The organism is Streptomyces sp. Ncost-T10-10d (genome assembly GCF_900091955.1).
In the GTDB taxonomy this organism is placed as follows: Bacteria; Actinomycetota; Actinomycetes; order Streptomycetales; family Streptomycetaceae; genus Streptomyces.
Map to the genome: position 1 here is coordinate 22,565 of NZ_FMDF01000103.1, position 18,420 is coordinate 40,984.

19 protein-coding genes and 1 pseudogene are annotated in these 18,420 nt (G+C 70.0%); 6 read left to right on the plus strand and 14 right to left on the minus strand.

Annotation, left to right across the window (positions count from 1 at the left end; translation table 11 throughout):
- Positions 1-34: 34 nt before the first annotated feature.
- Positions 35-1,042 carry a slipin family protein gene (locus tag GA0115254_RS16540; RefSeq protein WP_093896055.1) on the minus strand — a complete coding sequence of 336 codons (1,008 nt, stop codon included), beginning with the start codon at positions 1,040-1,042 and terminating at the stop codon, positions 35-37.
- Between the two features lie 258 nt (positions 1,043-1,300).
- Here GA0115254_RS16540 and GA0115254_RS16545 point away from each other — a divergent pair, with 258 nt between their 5' ends.
- A complete protein-coding gene (locus GA0115254_RS16545) occupies positions 1,301-1,648 on the plus strand; it encodes a hypothetical protein (RefSeq protein ID WP_093896092.1) in 348 nt (115 codons plus the stop codon).
- Between the two features lie 105 nt (positions 1,649-1,753).
- Here the strand turns inward: GA0115254_RS16545 and GA0115254_RS16550 are convergent, their stop codons facing one another.
- The 3 genes from GA0115254_RS16550 to GA0115254_RS16560 form a co-directional block, all read right to left on the minus strand.
- Positions 1,754-2,209 carry a DoxX family protein gene (locus GA0115254_RS16550; RefSeq protein ID WP_093896056.1) on the minus strand — a complete coding sequence of 152 codons (456 nt, stop codon included), beginning with the start codon at positions 2,207-2,209 and terminating at the stop codon, positions 1,754-1,756.
- Between the two features lie 108 nt (positions 2,210-2,317).
- Entirely contained in the window at positions 2,318-3,013 is a 696-nt protein-coding gene (locus GA0115254_RS16555) for a class I SAM-dependent methyltransferase (protein WP_093896057.1), read from the minus strand.
- A gap of 129 nt (positions 3,014-3,142) precedes the next feature.
- On the minus strand, positions 3,143-4,261 hold the full coding sequence (locus GA0115254_RS16560; protein ID WP_256102619.1) for an ADP-ribosylglycohydrolase family protein: 1,119 nt from the start codon (positions 4,259-4,261) through the stop codon (positions 3,143-3,145).
- Positions 4,262-4,361: 100 nt separating this feature from the next.
- On the opposite strand from GA0115254_RS16560, the gene GA0115254_RS16565 reads away from it, so the two are divergent.
- Positions 4,362-4,640, plus strand: coding sequence for a DUF6343 family protein (locus tag GA0115254_RS16565; protein ID WP_093896059.1), 279 nt, complete (start codon positions 4,362-4,364; stop codon positions 4,638-4,640).
- A gap of 55 nt (positions 4,641-4,695) precedes the next feature.
- Here GA0115254_RS16565 and GA0115254_RS16570 read toward each other — a convergent pair whose 3' ends face one another.
- The 6 genes from GA0115254_RS16570 to GA0115254_RS47615 form a co-directional block, all read right to left on the minus strand.
- Entirely contained in the window at positions 4,696-5,064 is a 369-nt protein-coding gene (locus GA0115254_RS16570) for a tetratricopeptide repeat protein (protein ID WP_093896060.1), read from the minus strand.
- Between the two features lie 68 nt (positions 5,065-5,132).
- Positions 5,133-5,735 carry a dephospho-CoA kinase gene (gene coaE / locus GA0115254_RS16575; protein ID WP_093896061.1) on the minus strand — a complete coding sequence of 201 codons (603 nt, stop codon included), beginning with the start codon at positions 5,733-5,735 and terminating at the stop codon, positions 5,133-5,135.
- Between the two features lie 39 nt (positions 5,736-5,774).
- Positions 5,775-6,713, minus strand: coding sequence for a PAC2 family protein (locus tag GA0115254_RS16580; RefSeq protein WP_176740156.1), 939 nt, complete (start codon positions 6,711-6,713; stop codon positions 5,775-5,777).
- A 96-nt stretch (positions 6,714-6,809) separates the two neighbouring features.
- Positions 6,810-6,974 (minus strand): FAD-dependent oxidoreductase, encoded by a 165-nt coding sequence (locus GA0115254_RS47605; protein ID WP_370740885.1) that lies wholly within the window; start codon positions 6,972-6,974, stop codon positions 6,810-6,812.
- A 92-nt stretch (positions 6,975-7,066) separates the two neighbouring features.
- Positions 7,067-7,582 carry a flavin monoamine oxidase family protein gene (locus GA0115254_RS47610; protein ID WP_370740883.1) on the minus strand — a complete coding sequence of 172 codons (516 nt, stop codon included), beginning with the start codon at positions 7,580-7,582 and terminating at the stop codon, positions 7,067-7,069.
- Positions 7,579-7,785 carry a hypothetical protein gene (locus GA0115254_RS47615; RefSeq protein WP_370740884.1) on the minus strand — a complete coding sequence of 69 codons (207 nt, stop codon included), beginning with the start codon at positions 7,783-7,785 and terminating at the stop codon, positions 7,579-7,581. Before GA0115254_RS47615 ends, GA0115254_RS47610 begins: the two co-directional genes overlap by 4 nt.
- A 243-nt stretch (positions 7,786-8,028) precedes the next feature.
- Between GA0115254_RS47615 and GA0115254_RS16590 the strand changes: the two genes are divergently transcribed.
- Positions 8,029-8,991 (plus strand): right-handed parallel beta-helix repeat-containing protein, encoded by a 963-nt coding sequence (locus GA0115254_RS16590; RefSeq protein ID WP_093896063.1) that lies wholly within the window; start codon positions 8,029-8,031, stop codon positions 8,989-8,991.
- A gap of 93 nt (positions 8,992-9,084) precedes the next feature.
- Here the strand turns inward: GA0115254_RS16590 and rpsA are convergent, their stop codons facing one another.
- The gene (gene rpsA / locus GA0115254_RS16595; protein ID WP_072483117.1) at positions 9,085-10,596 is read right to left on the minus strand and encodes a 30S ribosomal protein S1; all 1,512 of its coding nucleotides are present in this window, start codon (positions 10,594-10,596) and stop codon (positions 9,085-9,087) included.
- A gap of 398 nt (positions 10,597-10,994) precedes the next feature.
- Here rpsA and GA0115254_RS16600 point away from each other — a divergent pair, with 398 nt between their 5' ends.
- The gene (locus tag GA0115254_RS16600) at positions 10,995-11,807 is read left to right on the plus strand and encodes a class I SAM-dependent methyltransferase (RefSeq protein ID WP_093896064.1); all 813 of its coding nucleotides are present in this window, start codon (positions 10,995-10,997) and stop codon (positions 11,805-11,807) included.
- A gap of 64 nt (positions 11,808-11,871) precedes the next feature.
- Positions 11,872-14,369: pseudogene (hrpB, locus tag GA0115254_RS16605) on the plus strand (ATP-dependent helicase HrpB).
- On the opposite strand, the gene GA0115254_RS16610 reads toward hrpB, so the two are convergent.
- The 3 genes from GA0115254_RS16610 to GA0115254_RS16615 form a co-directional block, all read right to left on the minus strand.
- On the minus strand, positions 14,356-15,366 hold the full coding sequence (locus GA0115254_RS16610) for a cell envelope lipid trafficking protein PgfA (RefSeq protein ID WP_093896065.1): 1,011 nt from the start codon (positions 15,364-15,366) through the stop codon (positions 14,356-14,358). The pseudogene hrpB and the gene GA0115254_RS16610 overlap by 14 nt on opposite strands.
- 40 nt (positions 15,367-15,406) lie before the next feature.
- Positions 15,407-15,544 carry an SPW_0924 family protein gene (locus tag GA0115254_RS43175; RefSeq protein WP_107451335.1) on the minus strand — a complete coding sequence of 46 codons (138 nt, stop codon included), beginning with the start codon at positions 15,542-15,544 and terminating at the stop codon, positions 15,407-15,409.
- A 146-nt stretch (positions 15,545-15,690) separates the two neighbouring features.
- Positions 15,691-17,355, minus strand: coding sequence for a lytic transglycosylase domain-containing protein (locus GA0115254_RS16615; RefSeq protein WP_093896066.1), 1,665 nt, complete (start codon positions 17,353-17,355; stop codon positions 15,691-15,693).
- Positions 17,356-17,541: 186 nt separating this feature from the next.
- Between GA0115254_RS16615 and GA0115254_RS16620 the strand changes: the two genes are divergently transcribed.
- Positions 17,542-18,381, plus strand: a complete 840-nt coding sequence (locus GA0115254_RS16620; protein ID WP_093896067.1) for a DUF4184 family protein — start codon at positions 17,542-17,544, stop codon at positions 18,379-18,381.
- Positions 18,382-18,420 lie beyond the last annotated feature (39 nt).

The window sequence follows — 18,420 nt, forward strand, 5'->3', positions numbered from 1 at the left end:
GACCGGCCCAGGGCAGGAAATGGCGCGGTTCGGCTCAGTGCCTGGCGAGCGGCTTCGGGCGAGGGGGCCGCGCGGGCGCCGTGGCCGCAGAAACAGCGGGCGCGGAAGCCGGAGGGGCCGCGGGCGCCACGGACGGCTGCGGCTGTGCCTGCGCAGGGCGCTGCGCCTGTGCAGGGCGCTGCGCCTGTGCAGGGCGCTGTGCCTGTGCAGGGCGCTGTGCCTGTGCCGGCTGCTGCGGCGGCCGCACGGCCTGCTGCGGCTGCCTCACCTGCTGCTGCACGGGCTGCTGCGCCCGCTCCAGGAAGCGGAGCAGCTCCACCGGGAACGGGAGCACCAGCGTGGAGTTCTTCTCGGCCGCGACCGCGACCACCGTCTGCAGCAGGCGCAGCTGGAGCGCGGCCGGCTGGGAAGACATCTCCTTCGCCGCCTCGGCGAGTTTCTTCGAGGCCTGAAGCTCGGCGTCCGCGTTGATGACGCGGGCTCGCCGCTCACGGTCGGCCTCGGCCTGACGGGCCATGGAGCGCTTCATCGTCTCCGGCAGCGAAACGTCCTTGATCTCCACCCGGTCGATCTGCACACCCCACCCGACCGCTGGGCTGTCGATCATCAGCTCAAGGCCCTGATTCAGCTTCTCGCGGTTGGACAGCAGATCATCCAGATCGCTCTTGCCGATGATCGACCGCAGCGAGGTCTGTGCCATCTGTGACACCGCGAACCGGTAGTCCTCCACCTGGATCACGGCACTCGCCGCATCGACCACCTTGAAGTAGATGACCGCGTCCACCCGCACCGTCACGTTGTCCCGGGTGATTCCGTCCTGCGCGGGCACCGGCATCGTCACGATCTGCATATTGACCTTGCGCAGCCGCTCGATGCCGGGCAGCACCATGGTGAATCCGGGCCCTCGCACATCGTTACGGAGCCTGCCGAGCCGCAGTACGACGCCCCGCTCGTACTGCTTGACGACCTTGGCCGCCGCCGCCATGTACAGCGCACCCGCCGAGGCCGCCCCCACTATCGCGATTACGAGCTCCTGGACCATGACGGCCCCCTGAACGCCGGAAATATCTGCGACACAGAAATCAATCGCTGTTACCACGGTATGCCCAATATCAACCGATATGAACATAAGTCGAGGCCCACCCTGTACGACTGTCGCCCGGCCGGCCGCGCACCGGATGCCGGACCACCGGGGAGCAGGCAGGGTGACCAGCGTCAGCACGTTCTCCGTGGCGCATGCGGTGCTGTGGCGTACGCCGTGCTGACGGATGAGCCGGACGAGACAGACGAGGACCCGCCCATGCCCGTGATCGATCACCGGCGCCGCCGTCTCGGCATCGCAGCCGGGACCGCGCTCCTGACCCTCACCGTCGCGGGCTGTTCCGGCCTCGGCCGGACCGCGGTCGGGCCGATCATCTACACGACCGAGCGGGACGCCGTGATCGCGGTGAACAGCCCTTCGGTGAAAGGCTGCCACCCGCTTGCTCCCGCTGGTGCCAAGGAAGTGAGCAACGGCACCCTGATCGACATCATTCTGTACCGCACACCCAACTGCACCGGTCCGGGTACGACGTACCTCGCGACCACACTCAGCGACGTCAACGGGTCCGGCGCCCTGCCGTGGCGCAGTTTCAGCACGGTCCACTGACCGGCCGCGTGCAGAGCGGAAAGCCGCTGAAGGGTGTCCGCCGGCGCCCGCTGCCGAAGTTTCGGTGCCGGGCCGTCGACGTGGACGAGAGCCGCTCCATGGCCGCTATGCACGCCTGCGGACGAGCGCGACCAGATCCGCCGTGCGGCCCTGTCGCTCCCGGGCGATCAGGACGAGCAGCACGATGAGCAGCGCCGGCATGATCGCGTTCATCCGGTCGAGCAGTGTCAGTTGGACGATGGAGGCGCCGGCCATCAGCCCGCAGAAGGCCATGGCCGCCACTCCTGCCAGGACCGGGATCAACAGGGCAATGGCCCCCGCCATCTCCAGCCCTCCGATGGTGTACATCGCGGCCTGGTTCCAGCCCATCCGGTCGAAGGACTCGATCGCCGTCTCATGAGCGATCAGCTTGGCGAACGCACTGAACCCGAAGAACAGGGCAAGAACGACGCGTGCGGCGGTCAGTGCGACGGCCCCGCGACTGCGACCCCCGGCTCGGGTGCCGGAAGAGGTGGCAAGGGTGGCAGCGGGGGTGTTCGGGACCGGTGTGCACTCGGACATCTGGGTCTCCTCGGGAAAGCTTCGCGCGGTGTTGCCTACGAAGAGGTAGACCGGTCCGCGGTCCGGAACTCATCGCTTCCCGGACCGCGGATCCTTCGCTCCGAGGGGCTACTTCGGCAGAGCCCGCACCCAGATCCCGTCATCGGTGAGATACCGGTCGACGGTCAGACCCGCCGCCTCCAGGTACCCCTCGAACTGCTCCTTCGACAGCGCCCGCGACAGGAATGTCTGGGTCCACCGCGCATCGTCGAAGAGGTACTCGGCATGCACCGAGTCCACCCCGTCCTCCACGGGCTCGGCCGAGACGATCCGTACGGTGCAGCCGCCCGGATCGACCCGTTCCCGCGGCAGGTTGGTGTGGTAATCGGCGCCCTCGCGCTGGATGAGTACGGCCCCGCCGTCCTTGACGTGGTTCCGGCAGGCACGCAGCATCCCGTCACGCACCCGGTGCTCGCTCGTGTGCACCAGGAACGACGCCAGCATCACCACGTCGAACGTCTCGTCACCGAGGTCCAGTGACTCGATGGGGCTCTGTACGGTGCGGGCGCCGCGGATGTGCTCCAGCATCTGTGCCGACTCGTCCACGGCGGTGACGTCGAAGCCTCGCGCGATCAGCGGATGGGTCACCCGGCCCGCCCCGCAGCCCAGTTCCAGAATGCTTGCCCCGGCGGGTACGGCCGCCGCGATCACCTCCGGTTCATCGCCGACGGTCAGCCGTCTGTACAGTTCGACCGCACAGCCGTCCGGCGTGATCGCGCCGGGGCCCGTCCCTGAATATCCCTCACGCACCAGTCGTCCGCTCATGTACAGCCGAACGAATGGCCGTTGATGGCCGTTCCTGCCACGCAGTCTTCCCGTCACACCGAACGACAGGCGAGCGGAGCGACGGTGACGCACTGACAGGTCGTCGGGGCGCAAGGTACGGGCCGACCGTCAGTGCACCGGGTAGCGGTCGGCCGGCCACACGACCGCGTGCTCGAACTCCACGCACAGGTCGTCGGCCACCTCGGTGATCACCGCTCGCCCCTCGGTCGCCACCAGCCAGGACGGCGGAAGGTGTACGTCCCCGTGGCGCGCGCCGAGCAGATTGCCGCAGACCGCACCGGTGGAGTCGCTGTCGCCCGAGTGGTTGACCGAGAGCAGCAGCGACTGGGCCACCTGATCGGCGCCCGGCAGCACGAGGGCGCAGTACACGGCGATGGCAAGGGCCTCCTCGGCGACCCAGCCCGCGCCGAGCCTCTCCACCTTCTCGGCGGTCGGCTCGCCTTCGGCGGCCAGGTCGACGGCCGCCCGCAGCGCCGTCGTCGTCTCCTCGTGCCCCGGGTGGCGGCCCAGCAGTTCCATGGCCCGCAGCACCGCACCCGCCATGGAGTCGCCCTCCAGGAGATGGGCGACGATCGCGGCGAACGCCCCGGCCGCGTACGCACCGGTCGGGTGGCCGTGGGTGATCTGCGCGCACCAGTAGGCCAGCCGGAAGCCCACCTGGGCGTCCTCCCCCACCAGTCCGAAGGGGGCGGACCTCATCACCGTGCCGCACCCCTTGGACCCGGTGTTGACGGGGCCGGGCTCACCGAGCCGCCCCGTCGGTTCGGGGACATGGCCGGTCGCGAGCCCCGTCAGACAGGCGTTGCCGGGCGCCCGGCGCGCATACAGCCAGGGCTGCTGCCTGAGCCAGCCGGTGCGTACCGGGTTGTCGGCTCCGCCGACCGGCAAAGTGGGGTGGTTCTGGGTGTCCAGCCAGCGCAGATAGGCGTTCCGCACGATCCCGATCTCGGCGCCGCCGATACCCTTCGACATCGCCCGGGAATGGGCCCTGATCAGTCCTTCGGCCGTGAACAGGGTCATCTGCGTATCGTCCGTGACCCGTCCGACGACCCCCTCCTCGTCGGGGAGAAGTCCTTGCACACCGTATTCACCGTGCGCGCGGCGGATACCGGCGAGCGAAAGGAACTCCACCGGGTTCCCCAGGGCGTCCCCGATCGCCCCGCCCAGCAGACAACCCCGGACCCTCGCCCTGCGGCCGGTACGGTCCCCCCACGATGTGCCGTTCACGCACGATCCCCTCAATCCGATCCGACGTCTCCATCCGATCCGACGTCGACATGTTCCAAAACACCGTCGCGGGTCCATCCTGGTAGGAGAGGCGATCGCCATGCGTACCGGTAATGAACCGACGACTGCACGCAGTCCTCTGCGGCTGCGGCTCTGCCTGAGTCTATGGGGGCTGGCCTGGGCCGTCTTCGGCCTGGTTGCGTTCACGCTGACCGATCGCCCGGGCTGGGCCGCGGCCTGCGGTCTGCTGCTCCTGCTGGTCCTCGTGGACATCGCGGTGATCGTCCACCACATCCACCAGGGCCCGCACTACCAGCCGGGCCGCAATATCCCGCCGTACGAACCCGACCACGGCGGACGCGGCAGGTACGGGCACTGACTCGGATGTGCCGGGGCCGGGACGAGCTGGGGCGCACGCGCCCCGGCGGTGGGCGTCAGCCGTCCGTACGGAAGCGGGCCGCCTTCAGATACTCCGGGTTCGGGTCCAGTGCGGCGGCCAGCCTGAAGTGGCGTGCGGCCCGGTCGGAGCGGCCGGAGCGCTCGAAAGTGCGGGCGAGCGCGAAGTGCGCGAAGGCGTTGTCCGGTTCGCGCTCCAGGACGAGTTCGAATTCGAGCTCGGCAGGGCGCAGTTGGGCGGCGGCGAAGAAGGCGCGGGCCCGCAGCAGCCGGGCGGCGGTGCTCTCCGGATGGGACGCGATCACCGAGTCCAGGAGCTTGACCGCGCCCCTGGGGTCGTGCGCCGCCAACAGGTGTTCGGCCGCGCGGAAGTCGATGACGTTGGTTTCCGGAGTCCTCTCGGGCACGATCGCATCCTTCCCTTCGCTACCGCGTTCTCAACATTCGGCCACTGTCCGGTATTCCGATACGGAAATCAGCCTGCCGCGGCCCGCTGGGTCAGCTCCGACCAGACCTTGCGGACCTGCGGCTCCAGTTCCTCCAGCGGCCCGTCGTTGTCGACGATCAGATCGGCCACGGCACGCCGCTGCTCCCGGGTCGCCTGCGCGGCCATGCGGGCGCGCGCCTCGGACTCGGTCATGCCGCGCAGCCGTACGAGCCGGTCGAGCTGGGTCTCGGGACTGGCGTCCACGACGACGACCAGGTCGTAGAGCGGGGCGAGGCCATTCTCCGTGAGGAGGGGGACGTCATGGACGACGACCGAGTCGGGTCCCGCGGCCCGCTCCAGCTCGGCGGAGCGGGCGCCCACCAGCGGGTGGACGATCGCGTTGAGGGTGGCGAGCCGGTCGGCGTCGGAGAAGACGATCGAGCCGAGCTTCGGCCGGTCCAGGGTGCCTTCGGCGGTGAGGATGCCGGCACCGAACGCGTCGACGACGGCCGCGAGACCGGGGGTTCCTGGCTCGACGACCTCTCTGGCGATCCGGTCCGCGTCGATCAGCACCGCTCCGTATCCGACGAGCAGCCGTGACACTTCACTCTTGCCGGCGCCGATCCCACCGGTCAGGCCCACTTTCAGCATGCCGGGCAGCCTAGTACGAGGGGTGACGGGCGCGGCCGGTCAGGCGTCCCCCTCACGCTCCGCGAGGAATCGCTCGAATTCGAGACCGATCTCGTCGGCGGACGGCAGGTCGACCGGCTCGGCGACCAGGTTGCCCCGGGTCTCGGAGCCCGCGACCGCGTCGTACTGGTGCTCAAGGCCCTCCACGAGCGAGACGAGCTCCTCGTCGCCCTGGTCGATCTGCCGGTCGATCTCCGTCTGGGTGCGGTGGGCCTCCGTGCGCAGCGCATGGGCGACGGTCGGCAGGACCAGGCCGGTCGCGGCCGTGATCGACTCCAGGGCGGTGAGCGCGGCGTCCGGGTAGGCGGAGCGGGCGACGTAGTGCGGCACATGGGCGGCGACGCCGAGGACGTCGTGTCCGGCCTCCATCAGCCGGAACTCCACCAGTGCCTCGGCGGAGCCGGGCACCTGCGCCTCGTCGAACGGGCTGCGGTGGCCGGGCATGAGGTCCGTGCGGTTGCCGTGCGGGGTGATGCCGACGGGGCGGGTGTGCGGGACGCCCATCGGAATGCCGTGGAAGTTCACCGCGAGGCGGACACCGAGGCGTTCGACGATCTGCTCGACGGCGGCGGCGAAGCGCTCCCACTCCACGTCCGGCTCGGGCCCGGAAAGCAGCAGGAACGGCGCTCCGGTGGCGTCCTGGACGACCCGTACGTCAATCGTCGGGGTCTCGTAGGCCGCCCAGCGGTCGCGCCGGAAGGTCAGCAGCGGGCGTCGTGCGCGGTAGTCGACGAGCCGGTCGTGGTCGAAGCTGGCAACGACCTGGTGCGGCAGCGTTTCGAGCAGGCCGTCGACGATCTGCTCACCGGTCTCACCCGCGTCGATGTATCCGTCGAAGTGATAGAGCATGACCAGGCCGGCCGACTCCTGGGCGAGCGCCATGTCGACGACGGCCAGTCCCTTCGGCTCCCATTCGTACAAACTCTGCGGATCAGGCACGGTTACCGCTCCTCCTCGTGTTCTTGGAGAAGAACGCCCGGTGGGGTACGGGCATTCCCGGACCGTGCCCCTTCACCCGGCGTTTCATGCCAGACCTTATGCGAGAACGCGGGTGTGCAGTGCCGTCACCGCCTTCCGCGCGGAGGTGAACGCGCCGTGCTGCCAGGCATCCGCGTAGCTCAGGTGGTCACCGGCGAAGTAGACGCGTCCGGCGGCCTGGTTGAGCGGTGCGAAGGTTGGTGCGTCGGGGCCTTCCGACAGGGAGTGCCAGGAGGCCTCCGGGTACGGGGTCTGCCGTCAGTGGTGGGAGAACGACGTGGCAGGCTCCGTCCGGTACTTGTCACCGTGGATCTTCACGCCTTGGGCGATGGCCCGCGCCTCCCTGTCGCTCGGGGTGAGAGCGGCGTACGCGTCGGCGTTGGAGCCGGTGTTGCAGTACCCGATGCTGGTGCGGCGCTTGCCCTGGTGGCCGTAGAGAGGAGTTCGGCAACATAGCCGTACACGTCGGCCTTGGCGGTGCGGTAGCGCACCGGGGCCTTCATACCGGCCTCCTCGTTGAAGATATAGGCATGGGCGTTCACGTTGGTGAACACCTCGATAGGAACGTCGAGTTCGCGACGGTGGTCGAGGGTGACCATCCACTGGGAGATCCGGGCGGGCCCCGCGTTCATGTACTGCCCGTCACTGAAGTGCGCGGTCTGCCGGTTGCCGTAGGTGTCGATGGTGGAATCGCCGCCGCGCACGGTGAAGTTGCGGCCGCCCGTACGGCTCCGGGCCTCCAGGATCGTGCAGTCGTAGCCCGCCTTGCCCAGTTCGTACGCGGTGGTGAGTCCGGCGATTCCGCCGCCGACGATCACGACCTCGGTCACAGCCGCCCCTTCAGCGTGAAGTCCCCTTTACTGGGTGCGCGAAAGGCAGGTTCGCGGCTTGCTGCCTGGGCCGCGGGGGCGATGCCGAGGGCCCCCATGGTCGCGGACATCGCGCCCGCGCCACCCGTGATCCCTACGTTGCGCAGAAACGTGCGGCGGCTCGCGCCCGGCACCACAGGCGAGTTGCGCGAAGTGTGCGTCATGCCCCGGCGCCCCTTCGGATCGCGAGGTTGCCGGGATCCTGGCAAGGGCTTGTTACGGGCCGTCAGTTACTCGTGTATTCCGCACGTTTCTCTCTGCTCACCCCGATCGACGCCGCCGCGAACAATGGTCCAGACCTTGACATGGCCACACCTCACCCTTACCGTCACTGGGCAGCACGTTCAGAGACTCGCCCCACATTCACGTACGAGAACTCTCGAACTCTTTCGACGGGAAGGCACCCCATGCGTACCCGCACGCTGCTCCCCGCTCTGCTGGCCACCGCACTCGCCACCGGCGGCCTCGCCCTCACCTCCGCCACCACCGCGGACGCGGCGACGGTCATCGATGTGAGCACCGCCGCCCAGCTCAAGTCCGCCCTCACCGCCGCGGCCCCCGGCGACACGATCAGCCTGGCCGACGGGACCTACACCGGCAATTTCAAGGCAACCGTCCCCGGCACCGCCTCCGCCCGGATCACCCTCACCGGCTCCGCCAAGGCAGTCCTCACGGCCGGCGGCGGCTACGGACTCCACCTCAACGGCGCCTCCTACTGGACCGTCCAGGGCATCACCGTCGCCGGCGGCCAGAAGGGCATCATGGCCGACGCCGCCACCGGGGTAGTGATCGATTCGGTGACCGTGCACGATCTGGACATGGAGGGCGTGCACTTCCGCAAGTCCAGCAAGAACGGCGTCATCAAGAACTCGCGGATCTACGACACCGGGCACGACGGCCGCGGCATGGGCGAGGGCGTCTACGTCGGCACGGCGGGCGATCTCTCCGACCGGAGCGACCAGGTCCAGATCCGGAACAACACGATCGGACCGGGGGTCGGCGGCGAGAACGTCGACATCAAGGAGGGCACCACCGGGGCACAGATCATCGGCAACACCTTCGACGGCAGCGGGCTGACCGGCGCCAACTACGACGACTCCTGGGTCGATGTGAAGGGCAACGACGTCCTGGTCGAGGGCAACACGGGCTCCCGTACGACCGACAACGGCTACGAGACCCACACCCAGCAGAGCGGCTGGGGCTGCGGCACCGTTTTCCGCAACAACACCTCGGACCTGACCGGCTCCACGGGCGACAAGCAAATCGCGTTCGACGTGACCAACCACAGCGCGAGCTGTCCGACCACCGTCTACAGCAGCAACACGGTGATCGGCGGCAAGGGCCTGACCAACATCAGCGTCACTCCGTGACGGCACCGCGCATACGAGTGAGGCCCGCTCCCCGAGGGGAGCGGGCCTCACTTTCAGCTACTGCAGCCGATCACCGGCCGGAGGGGCAGAGCGTCAGCTCTGGCCGCCCGCCAGCTTCTCGCGCAGGGCAGCCAGGGCCTCGTCCGACGCCAGGGCGCCGGAGTTGTCCGCGGACTCCGAGGAGTACGAGCCGCCACCGCTGCCGCCGGAGGCAGCCGGGGCGCCACCGGCCGGGGCAGCAGCGCCCTCGGCAGCAGCGGCCTCGTCGGCCTCGCGGGACTTGATGACCTGGGCCTGGTGCTGCTCGAAGCGCTGCTGCGCCTCGGCGTACTGCGTCTCCCACGCCTCGCGCTGGGTCTCGTAGCCCTCGAGCCAGTCGTTGGTCTCGGGGTCGAAGCCCTCGGGGTAGATGTAGTTGCCCTGGTCGTCGTAGGACGCGGCCATGCCGTACAGGGTCGGGTCGAACTCGACCGAGGCCGGGTCGGCACCGAAGGACTCGTTGGCCTGCTTCAGCGAGAGGCTGATGCGGCGGCGCTCGAGGTCGATGTCGATGACCTTGACGAAGATCTCGTCGTTGACCTGGACGACCTGCTCCGGGATCTCCACGTGGCGCTCGGCCAGCTCGGAGATGTGGACCAGACCCTCGATGCCCTCGTCGACGCGCACGAACGCACCGAACGGAACGAGCTTGGTGACCTTACCGGGAACGACCTGCCCGATCTGGTGCGTACGGGCGAACTGCTGCCACGGGTCTTCCTGCGTCGCCTTGAGCGACAGCGAGACGCGCTCGCGGTCCATGTCGACGTCGAGAACCTCGACGGTGACTTCCTGGCCGACCTCGACAACCTCGGAGGGGTGGTCGATGTGCTTCCAGGACAGCTCGGAGACGTGCACGAGACCGTCGACGCCGCCGAGGTCCACGAACGCACCGAAGTTGACGATCGAGGAAACGACGCCGGAGCGGACCTGACCCTTCTGCAGGGTCGTGAGGAACGTCTGGCGGACCTCGCTCTGGGTCTGCTCCAGCCAGGCACGGCGGGACAGGACCACGTTGTTGCGGTTCTTGTCCAGCTCGATGATCTTGGCCTCGAGCTCCTTGCCCACGTAGGGCTGGAGGTCGCGGACGCGGCGCATCTCGACGAGGGAGGCCGGCAGGAAGCCACGGAGGCCGATGTCGAGGATGAGACCACCCTTGACGACCTCGATGACGGTACCGGTGACGATGCCGTCCTCTTCCTTGATCTTCTCGATCGTGCCCCAGGCACGCTCGTACTGAGCGCGCTTCTTGGACAGGATGAGGCGGCCTTCCTTGTCCTCCTTCTGGAGAACCAGGGCCTCGATCTCGTCGCCGACCTTGACGACCTCGTTGGGGTCGACGTCGTGCTTGATCGAAAGCTCGCGGGAGGGGATGACGCCTTCGGTCTTGTAACCGATGTCGAGCAGGACCTCGTCCCGGTCGACCTTCACGATGACGCCGTCGACGATGTCGCCGTCGTTGAAGTACTTGATCGTCTCGTCGATCGCGGCGAGGAAGGCTTCCTCGTTACCGATGTCGTTGACCGCTACCTGCGGGGTGGTGGCGGTGGTCTCGGTGCTGCTCGTCATGTGGGAAAGGGCTCCGGTACGGACAGTGAGTCGTAGGTACTGCTACGCCGGGAGCCCGTATCGCCTCTGCAGAAGCCGGACAGCCCGGGAAACACCGAACCCGCTGGGCGGGAGGCGCCTCGTGAACCGAGGGGACATACAACAGACGCGAGCGCGGCCTGCTAGGTCTGAGGCGCGCAGGCTCGCAGCGCAACTTGTAGCATACGGGGGCAGCCGGGCACGGTCAATGCGCGAAGGCGCACACCGGGGGCACAGTGCCCCATATCCGGCACAATTCGTGTTCTCCGAGGCCACATCGGCCCCGGGAGACAATCCGTGAGTACGGAGCCGTACTCACGGGTACCCCTGGGTACGTACCGCGTGCGGCGGGGTGAAGGCAAACTACAACGACGGACACGATGAGCCAAGAGATCTACGCGGCCGAACCCGAAGCGACTCGCCGCAGCGCGTCGGAGGCGGAGAGCAGCCGGGCAAGTCGCGGCTGGTGGGACCGGAACGCCGACGAGTACCAGAGCGACCACGGCGCCTTCCTCGGCGACGACCGTTTCGTGTGGGGTCCGGAGGGGCTCGACGAGGCCGAGGCCGGTCTGCTCGGCCCCGCCGATTCGCTGAAGGGCCTCGACATCCTGGAGATCGGTGCGGGCGCGGCGCAGTGCTCGCGCTGGCTGGCCTCCAAGGGCGCCCGCCCGGTGGCCCTGGACCTCTCGCACCGGCAGCTGCAGCACGCGTTGCGGATCGGCGACGAGGTCCCCCTGGTCGAGGCGGACGCCGGGGTGCTGCCGTTCCGCGACGGCTCCTTCGACCTGGCGTGCTCCGCCTACGGCGCGGTGCCGTTCGTCGCCGATCCCGTGCAGGTGTTCCGCGAGGTGCACCGGGTGCTGCGCCCCGGGGGCCGCTGGGTCTTCTCGGTGACGCATCCGGTCCGCTGGGCGTTCCCGGACGAGCCGGGTCCCGAGGGGCTCTCCGTCTCGGCCTCGTACTTCGACCGCACCCCCTATGTCGAGCAGGACGAGCAGGGCAATGCCGTGTACGTCGAGCACCATCGGACGCTGGGCGACCGGGTGCGGGACGTGGTGGCCGGCGGGTTCCGGCTGGTCGACCTCGTCGAGCCGGAGTGGCCCGCCTGGAACAACCAGGAGTGGGGCGGCTGGTCCCCGCTGCGCGGCAGCCTGATCCCGGGGACGGCGATCTTCGTCTGCGTACGGGACTGATACGGAGGCCCTGGGCCCGGTCCCGGGGTACGGGAGCCCCGGTTCCCCGTACGAGACTGGGAGCGTGATCCGTACCGACGCCCTGGACCAGTTGCCCGTACGCACCGCTGTGCCCGCCCTGGAACGGGCCCTCGACGACCGCGGTGTCGCGGTGCTGTGCGCGCCGCCCGGCACCGGCAAGACGACCCTCGTACCGCTGGTCCTGGCCGGTCTGGCCGGGGGTGGCCCGGTGCGCAGGGTGGTGGTCGCCGAGCCGCGGCGCATCGCGGCGCGGGCGGCGGCGCGCCGGATGGCATGGCTCATCGGCGAGCAGGCCGGCGGGCGGGTGGGCTTCACGGTCCGCGGGGAGCGGGTGGTCGGGCCCCGCACCGTGGTGGAGGTGGTGACCACCGGGGTGCTGCTCCAGCGGCTGCAGCGCGACCAGGAACTGGCCGGCGTCGATGCGGTGATCATCGACGAGTGCCATGAGCGGCATCTGGACGCGGACACGGTCGCCGCGTTCCTTCTCGGTGTGCGGGAGGCGATCCGGCCCGATCTGCGGCTGGTCGCCGCGTCCGCGACGACGGACGCGGAGGGCTGGGCACGGCTGCTGGGCGACGCTCCGGTGGTGGCGGCGCAGGGTGTTTCGCATCCGGTGGAGGTGGTCTGGCCCCGCCCGCCGGGCCGGTGCGGCCGCCGCACGGGATGCGGGTCGATCCGGCGCTGCTGACACATGTCGCCTCGACGGTGCGCCGGGCACTCGCCGAACGGGAGGGCGATGTGCTTTGTTTCCTGCCCGGTGTCGGCGAGATCGGGCGGGTCGCGGTGCAGCTGGCGGGGGTGGCCGCCGAGGTGCTCCAGGTGCACGGGCGGGCCCCGGCGGCGGTTCAGGACGCTGTGCTGGCCGGGTCGTCCGACAGACGGCGGGTGGTACTGGCGACCTCGGTCGCGGAGTCGTCCCTGACGGTGCCCGGGGTGCGGGTCGTGGTCGACTCGGGGCTGGCCAGGGAGCCGCGTACCGATCACGCGCGGGGGCTGAGCGCGCTGACGACGGTACGGGCGTCGCAGGCGGCGGGAAGGCAGCGGGCGGGCCGGGCCGGGCGTGAGGCGCCGGGGGCGGTGTACCGGTGCTGGGAGCAGGCGGAGGACGGGCGGCTGGCGCGGTTCCCGTCTCCGGAGATCAAGGTCGCCGATCTGGCGGCGTTCGCGTTGCAGGCAGCGTGCTGGGGCGATCCGGACGCGTCGGGGCTGGCGCTGCTCGATCCGCCGCCGGCGGGTGCGATGGGCGCGGCACGCGAGGTGCTGACGGCCGTCGGCGCGGTGGACGCCGACGGGCGGGTGACCGACCGGGGCGTACGGATGTCCCGGCTCGGCCTGCATCCGCGTCTGGCGCGGGCCCTGCTGGACGGCGCTGCCGAGGTGGGCGGCCGCCGGGCTGCCGAGGTGGTGGCGCTGCTGAGCGAGGAGCCGCCGCGCGAATACGGGGATGATCTGGCGGCGGCGCTGCGTACCGCCCGGCGGGGCGGGGACGGCTATGCGGCGCGTTGGCGGCAGGAGGTCCGGCGGCTGTCCTCGTCGGTCCAGGACGTGGGTGGGGGTTCCGGTCCGGACGATGGAGCCGTCGGTCTGGTGGCCGCGCTGGCGTTCCCGGAGCGGGTGGCGCGGGCCCGGGGCGAGGGAGCGTTCCTGATGGTGTCGGGTACGGGTGCGGAGCTGCGCGACGGGTCTCGGCTGCGCAGCGCGCCGTGGCTGGCGGTCGCGGTCGCCGACCGGCCCGCGCACGCGGCGTCCGCGCGGGTGCGGCTCGCCGCCGTCATCGACGAGGACACGGCGCGGACGGCTGCCGGGCATCTGCGGTTCGCGGGCGAGGAGGTCCGCTGGGCCGGCGGCGATGTGGTGGCCCGCAGGGTGGAGCGGCTGGGTGCCGTCGAGCTGTCGGTGCGCCCGCTGAAGGAGCCTGCGCCCGAGCTGGTGCGCGAGGCGCTGATCGAGGGTCTGCGGCGTGAAGGGCTCGGGCTGCTGCGCCGGACGCGTGATACCGAGCAGTTGCGGGAGCGGCTCGCCTTTCTGCACCGGACGTTGGGCGCGCCCTGGCCGGACGTGTCGGACGGTGCGCTGCTGGACCGTACCGAGGAGTGGCTGGAGCCCGAGTTGTCACGGGCGCGGCGGCGCTCCGATCTCGCGCGGATCGATGCGGGGCAGGCGTTGCGGCGGCTGCTGCCGTGGGCGACCGGCGAGGCGGCCCGACTGGACGAGCTGGCACCGGAGCGGATCGAGGTGCCGAGCGGCTCCCGTATCAGGGTGGAGTACGGCGGGGCGCAGCCCGTACTCGCGGTGAAGCTCCAGGAGCTGTTCGGCCTGCAGGAGACCCCGAGGGTGGCCGGGGTGCCGGTGCTGGTCCACCTCCTCTCCCCCGCCGGCCGTCCCGCGGCCGTCACCGCGGATCTGGCGTCGTTCTGGCGGGACGGCTACCGGGCCGTGCGGGCGGAGCTGCGGGGCCGCTATCCGAAGCATCCGTGGCCACAGGACCCCACGACGGTGGAGGCGACCCGGTTCACGAAGGCGCGGCTCAGGCGGGAGTAGGTTCCGGGTCCGGGGCGGGTGCCGGTGCCCCGTCGGACAGTTCGTCGTCCGGGCGCCGGGAGCGCGCCTCCAGCCACAGGGCGAGCGCGAGCAGGACCGTGCCGAGGGCGAGGAAGCCCCAGGGCAGGTACGAGGTGAGCAGCAGGACCAGCAGCCGCTGGGACTTGACCAGGGCGACGATCGAGTCGACGTAGTCCGCGCGCATCTTCACGTGCCCGGCGAACACGGTGACGGTGTCCTGGGACATGCCCATCGCCTTGGCGTTGCGCAGCTCCTCCTTGTGGATCTCCTCGCCGTTGACGGGCGCTCCGGTGACCGGGTCCACCCAGAACATCCGCTTGGTGGTGTACCAGCGGGTCATGCCCGTCTTGGCGATCTGTTCCGGGGTGACGCCCTTGATGGGCATCTTCTTCGGCATCGGGACCTTGGTCCACGGGATGGTCTGCTCGAAGTAGTAGACGTCCATGCCGTGGAAGGTGCGGGTGCCCTGGTAGTGGATGGGCGAGCTGGTGCGGGCCTGCGCGTCGAAGTACTCGTAGTCGCGCTTCTCGGTGAGGAAGGGCCACTTGAACTCGATGCCCTCGCGCCTGACCGGGTCGCCGTCGACCATTTCGCCGGTGGCGTGGACGGGGGCCTGGCTGTGGGCGTCGAAGATGTAGCGCTCGGGGATCTCGGAGACCATTTTGCCGTCGGGGCCGGCCACGTAGCTGAGGGCGTCCCAGACGACGACGTCGCGGCCGGCGCTGCGCTCGATCTTCTCGGACTCCTCCACATTGCCCTTGAGGGTCTGCACGATGGTGACCTTGGGGACCTGCTTCACCTTCATGTTGTCGTTGTAGTCGAGGAGGGTGGCGGGCTTCGCCTCCAGCACCGTCTCCTGGTACTGGCTGGGCGGGATCTTCGCCAGCCGCGGGAAGGCGTACCAGCGCAGCAGTGGCGACATGGCGGCGAAGAAGACGGCGAAGGCCAGGAGTACGAGGCTGGCTCTGCGGCGCATGGTGGTGCCCTCCCTCAGCTTCTGTTGCTTCTTCCGGTGGCTAGTTCTTGGGGCCCGGGACGGTGGTCAGCAGGGGTTTGGGCGAGGTCTCTCCGGGCGGGGCGCCGATCGTGGTGATGGTGAAGACGAGCGCGAGGGCTGCGGCCAGCCCGATGGCGGCGGCGACGAGGGCACGCATGCCGGTCCTCCCGGAGAACACGGATCTGATGGGTCGTCAGGGTTGGGGCACCGTAGCAATGCGGGCGCGAGATGAGAACACGTAGAACAGCCCCTCTGCCGGGCGGTGGCAAAGGGGCTGTCGTGAGTGACGTGCGGCGGAACGGGTCAGGCAGCGGGCGTCTGCGGGGCCTCGACCTTGAGCTCGATGACGACCGTGGCGCCGCCCTCGGTGGTGAGGCGCAGCTTGTACGTGCCCGCGGTGTCGTCGGCGTAGATCTTCGGGAGCCTCAGGATGCCGTCGGCGTCGGTCTCGAGGTCCGTGAGGGTACGGACCGTCCTGCCGTCCGCGTCCTTGAAGTACGGGCCGTTGCCGTTCTCCACCGGCTCCGCGGCGTCGGTGATCATGGTTGCGGTGACGGCTACACCGGCGGCGACCGCGTCCTTGTAGGTGGCCTTGACCTCGACGGTGTCGGCGAACTCGGCGCCGGGCGCGGCGGTCAGTGCCTTCTCGTCGGTCCTGACGATCGCGTCGGCCTGTCGGGCGGTGACGGTCGCGGTGTAGGTGACGGCGGGCAGCGAGTGGCCGGTGGCGGCGGCTCGCACCGTGAACTGCCCCGTCTTCTCGCCCGCCTTCAGCACCGGCGCGGTGACGGTGCCGTCGGCTCCGGTGCGGAGGGTGACCGCGTTCTTCCCGCCGGTGAAGGTGGCGTCCGTGTCACCGGCGATGGTGAAGGTCACGGACGCCTTGGCGAGCGAACCGCCGAGCTTGTCCTCGGCCCGCACCTTGATCCGCTCGGCGAACGCGTCGCCCGCGGTCGCGGTGAGCGCGCCGGTACCGGCGTTCTCCACACGTGCGACGGTCCGGGACGGCGGGGGCGTGGGTGGCGTGGGCTTCGGACTGGTCGGAGTGGAGCCGCCCGGCTTCGGCGGCTTCGGCTTCGAGCTCGGAGGCGGGGTCGGGGACGGTGAGGCGCCGGGGGTGTTGGGGTTCGGGCTCGGGTCCGTACCGCCGCCGAGGCCGGGCGGGACCGTGCCGGTGCCGTCGGGGATCTCGTGGGTACCGCGCCTGTAGTAGTCGAACCAGGAGCGGACTGTACGGAGGTAGGCGTCCGAGTGGTTGTAGCTCAGGACCGCCCGGTCGAGATCCGCGGCTACGGACAGATCGCGGGAACCGGCGCAGAGATAGCGTCCGGCGGCGAGCGCCGCGTCGTAGATGTTGTTGGGGTCCTTGCGGCCGTCTCCGTTGCCGTCCTGGCCCCAGGTCGCCCAGGTGGACGGGATGAACTGCATCGGGCCGACGGCACGGTCGTGCGTCGCGTCCCCGTCGTACGCCCCGTTGTCGGTGTCCTTGATCATGGCGAAGCCCCGGCCGTCGAGGACCGGGCCGAGGATCGGGGAGAACGTGGTGCCGTTCGCATCGACCCTGCCGCCGCGGGCCTGGCCGGACTCGACCTTGCCGATCGCGGCGAGCAGCTGCCACGGCAGCCGACAGGCGGCATCGCTGCCGGCGACGGTCTGTTCGGCCTTCTTGTACGCGGCCAGGATCGAAGCCGGTATGCCGGCTTCCGCACTGCCGGTGATGGGCAGATCGGTCGCGGTTCCAGGCTTGTTGGGCGTGTTCAGCGGCGGAAGGTCCGTGTAGTACGGCGAGTTGCCGGTGGCCGGAGTGTCGTCGGGCGACGGTGTCGTTCCGGCGGACTGCTGATCGCCACTCCCGGTGGCCAGCGTTGCGCCAGGGGCCCCTGAGGCGGAGAGTGCCGCCACGGCGACCGCGGCCACAGCGGTCGTGGTCGCCCCCTTGCGAAGTCGGCGACCGAATTGCGCTGCCATACCTCTGGCCCCTCCCCTTCGACGGCTGTCCGCGCTCCCCAGCGCCGGGACTCAGGCGACCCTACGGCAACTTGTGCCGCCGGAACACCGTGCACTGACCGGTTCTTACCTGTTTTTCACGTTCCGGACAGCAAGTTGTACGGCGGGTGTCGGGCGGGCGACGGCGGCTCACGCATACTTGCCGCCATGCCGTTCACACTCAGTCATGCCGCGGCCGTGCTGCCGGGGATGCGGCGGGACGGAACGGCGCGCGGGCCGCTCCTCGCCTCGGCCCTCGTCGCGGGTTCGTTCGCCCCCGACATGACGTACTACGCGGACACCGCGATCCCGGGGGCCATGGAATTCGGGCGGGTCACCCACTCGGTGTGGGGCGTGTTCACGGTCGATGTGCTGATCACCGCGGCCGTGGTGGCGCTGTGGCTGCTGCTGCGCGAACCGTCGGTGGCGCTGCTGCCGAGGACCTGGCAGGGACGGGTGCATGCGTTCGTGCGAGGGCAGTGGTGCGGATCCGACCGAGGGGCGTGGAATGTCCGGGACGGTGCGTGGTTCGTACTGTCGGCGGTCATCGGATCCGCCACGCATGTCGTCTGGGACGCCTTCACCCATCACGACCGGTGGGGTGTGCGGTTGCTGCCGGTGCTCGACCGGAACATCGGCGGGATTCCCGTGTTCCAGTTGGTGCAGTACGGCAGTTCGGCGGTGGCACTGGCCGTGCTCGCCTGGTTCACGGCTTCGGGGCTGCGGCGGACCGGGGCGCGCCCGGTCCCGCCGTCCGTGCCGGTGCTGGGCCGTCGGGGGCGGTGGTCGGCAGGGGCGCTGCTGAGCGTCTGCGTCGTGCTCGGCGTCGTGCACCGGTGCGCGCGCTGGTATGCGTACTTCGGGCACATCGACACCCCGCTGGACATCATCCCGACCGCCTGCTTCGGCGCAGGGGCGGGACTGGCGGCGGGCCTGGTGCTGTACGGGGCGTGGATGCGGCTGCGGCGACCGCGCGCTTCCGTACCCTCGGCCGCCGGACGGGCCTGATTCCTCCGGGGCTGTCTGCACAAACCCCCGGGGCCCGTC

Bases quoted from the DNA above. Each gene is read 5' to 3' on its own strand.
- GA0115254_RS16555 (WP_093896057.1), bottom strand. From the start codon at position 3,013: ATGAGCGGACGACTGGTGCGTGAGGGATATTCAGGGACGGGCCCCGGC.
- coaE (WP_093896061.1), bottom strand. From the start codon at position 5,735: ATGCTGAAAGTGGGCCTGACCGGTGGGATCGGCGCCGGCAAGAGTGAA.
- rpsA (WP_072483117.1), bottom strand. From the start codon at position 10,596: ATGACGAGCAGCACCGAGACCACCGCCACCACCCCGCAGGTAGCGGTC.
- GA0115254_RS43175 (WP_107451335.1), bottom strand. From the start codon at position 15,544: ATGCGTGCCCTCGTCGCCGCCGCCATCGGGCTGGCCGCAGCCCTCGCG.
- GA0115254_RS16590 (WP_093896063.1), top strand. From the start codon at position 8,029: ATGCGTACCCGCACGCTGCTCCCCGCTCTGCTGGCCACCGCACTCGCC.
- GA0115254_RS16550 (WP_093896056.1), bottom strand. From the start codon at position 2,209: ATGTCCGAGTGCACACCGGTCCCGAACACCCCCGCTGCCACCCTTGCC.
- GA0115254_RS16610 (WP_093896065.1), bottom strand. From the start codon at position 15,366: ATGCGCCGCAGAGCCAGCCTCGTACTCCTGGCCTTCGCCGTCTTCTTC.
- GA0115254_RS16540 (WP_093896055.1), bottom strand. From the start codon at position 1,042: ATGGTCCAGGAGCTCGTAATCGCGATAGTGGGGGCGGCCTCGGCGGGT.
- GA0115254_RS16565 (WP_093896059.1), top strand. From the start codon at position 4,362: ATGCGTACCGGTAATGAACCGACGACTGCACGCAGTCCTCTGCGGCTG.
- GA0115254_RS16620 (WP_093896067.1), top strand. From the start codon at position 17,542: ATGCCGTTCACACTCAGTCATGCCGCGGCCGTGCTGCCGGGGATGCGG.
- GA0115254_RS16615 (WP_093896066.1), bottom strand. From the start codon at position 17,355: ATGGCAGCGCAATTCGGTCGCCGACTTCGCAAGGGGGCGACCACGACC.
- GA0115254_RS16545 (WP_093896092.1), top strand. From the start codon at position 1,301: ATGCCCGTGATCGATCACCGGCGCCGCCGTCTCGGCATCGCAGCCGGG.
- GA0115254_RS47615 (WP_370740884.1), bottom strand. From the start codon at position 7,785: ATGACGCACACTTCGCGCAACTCGCCTGTGGTGCCGGGCGCGAGCCGC.
- GA0115254_RS16600 (WP_093896064.1), top strand. From the start codon at position 10,995: ATGAGCCAAGAGATCTACGCGGCCGAACCCGAAGCGACTCGCCGCAGC.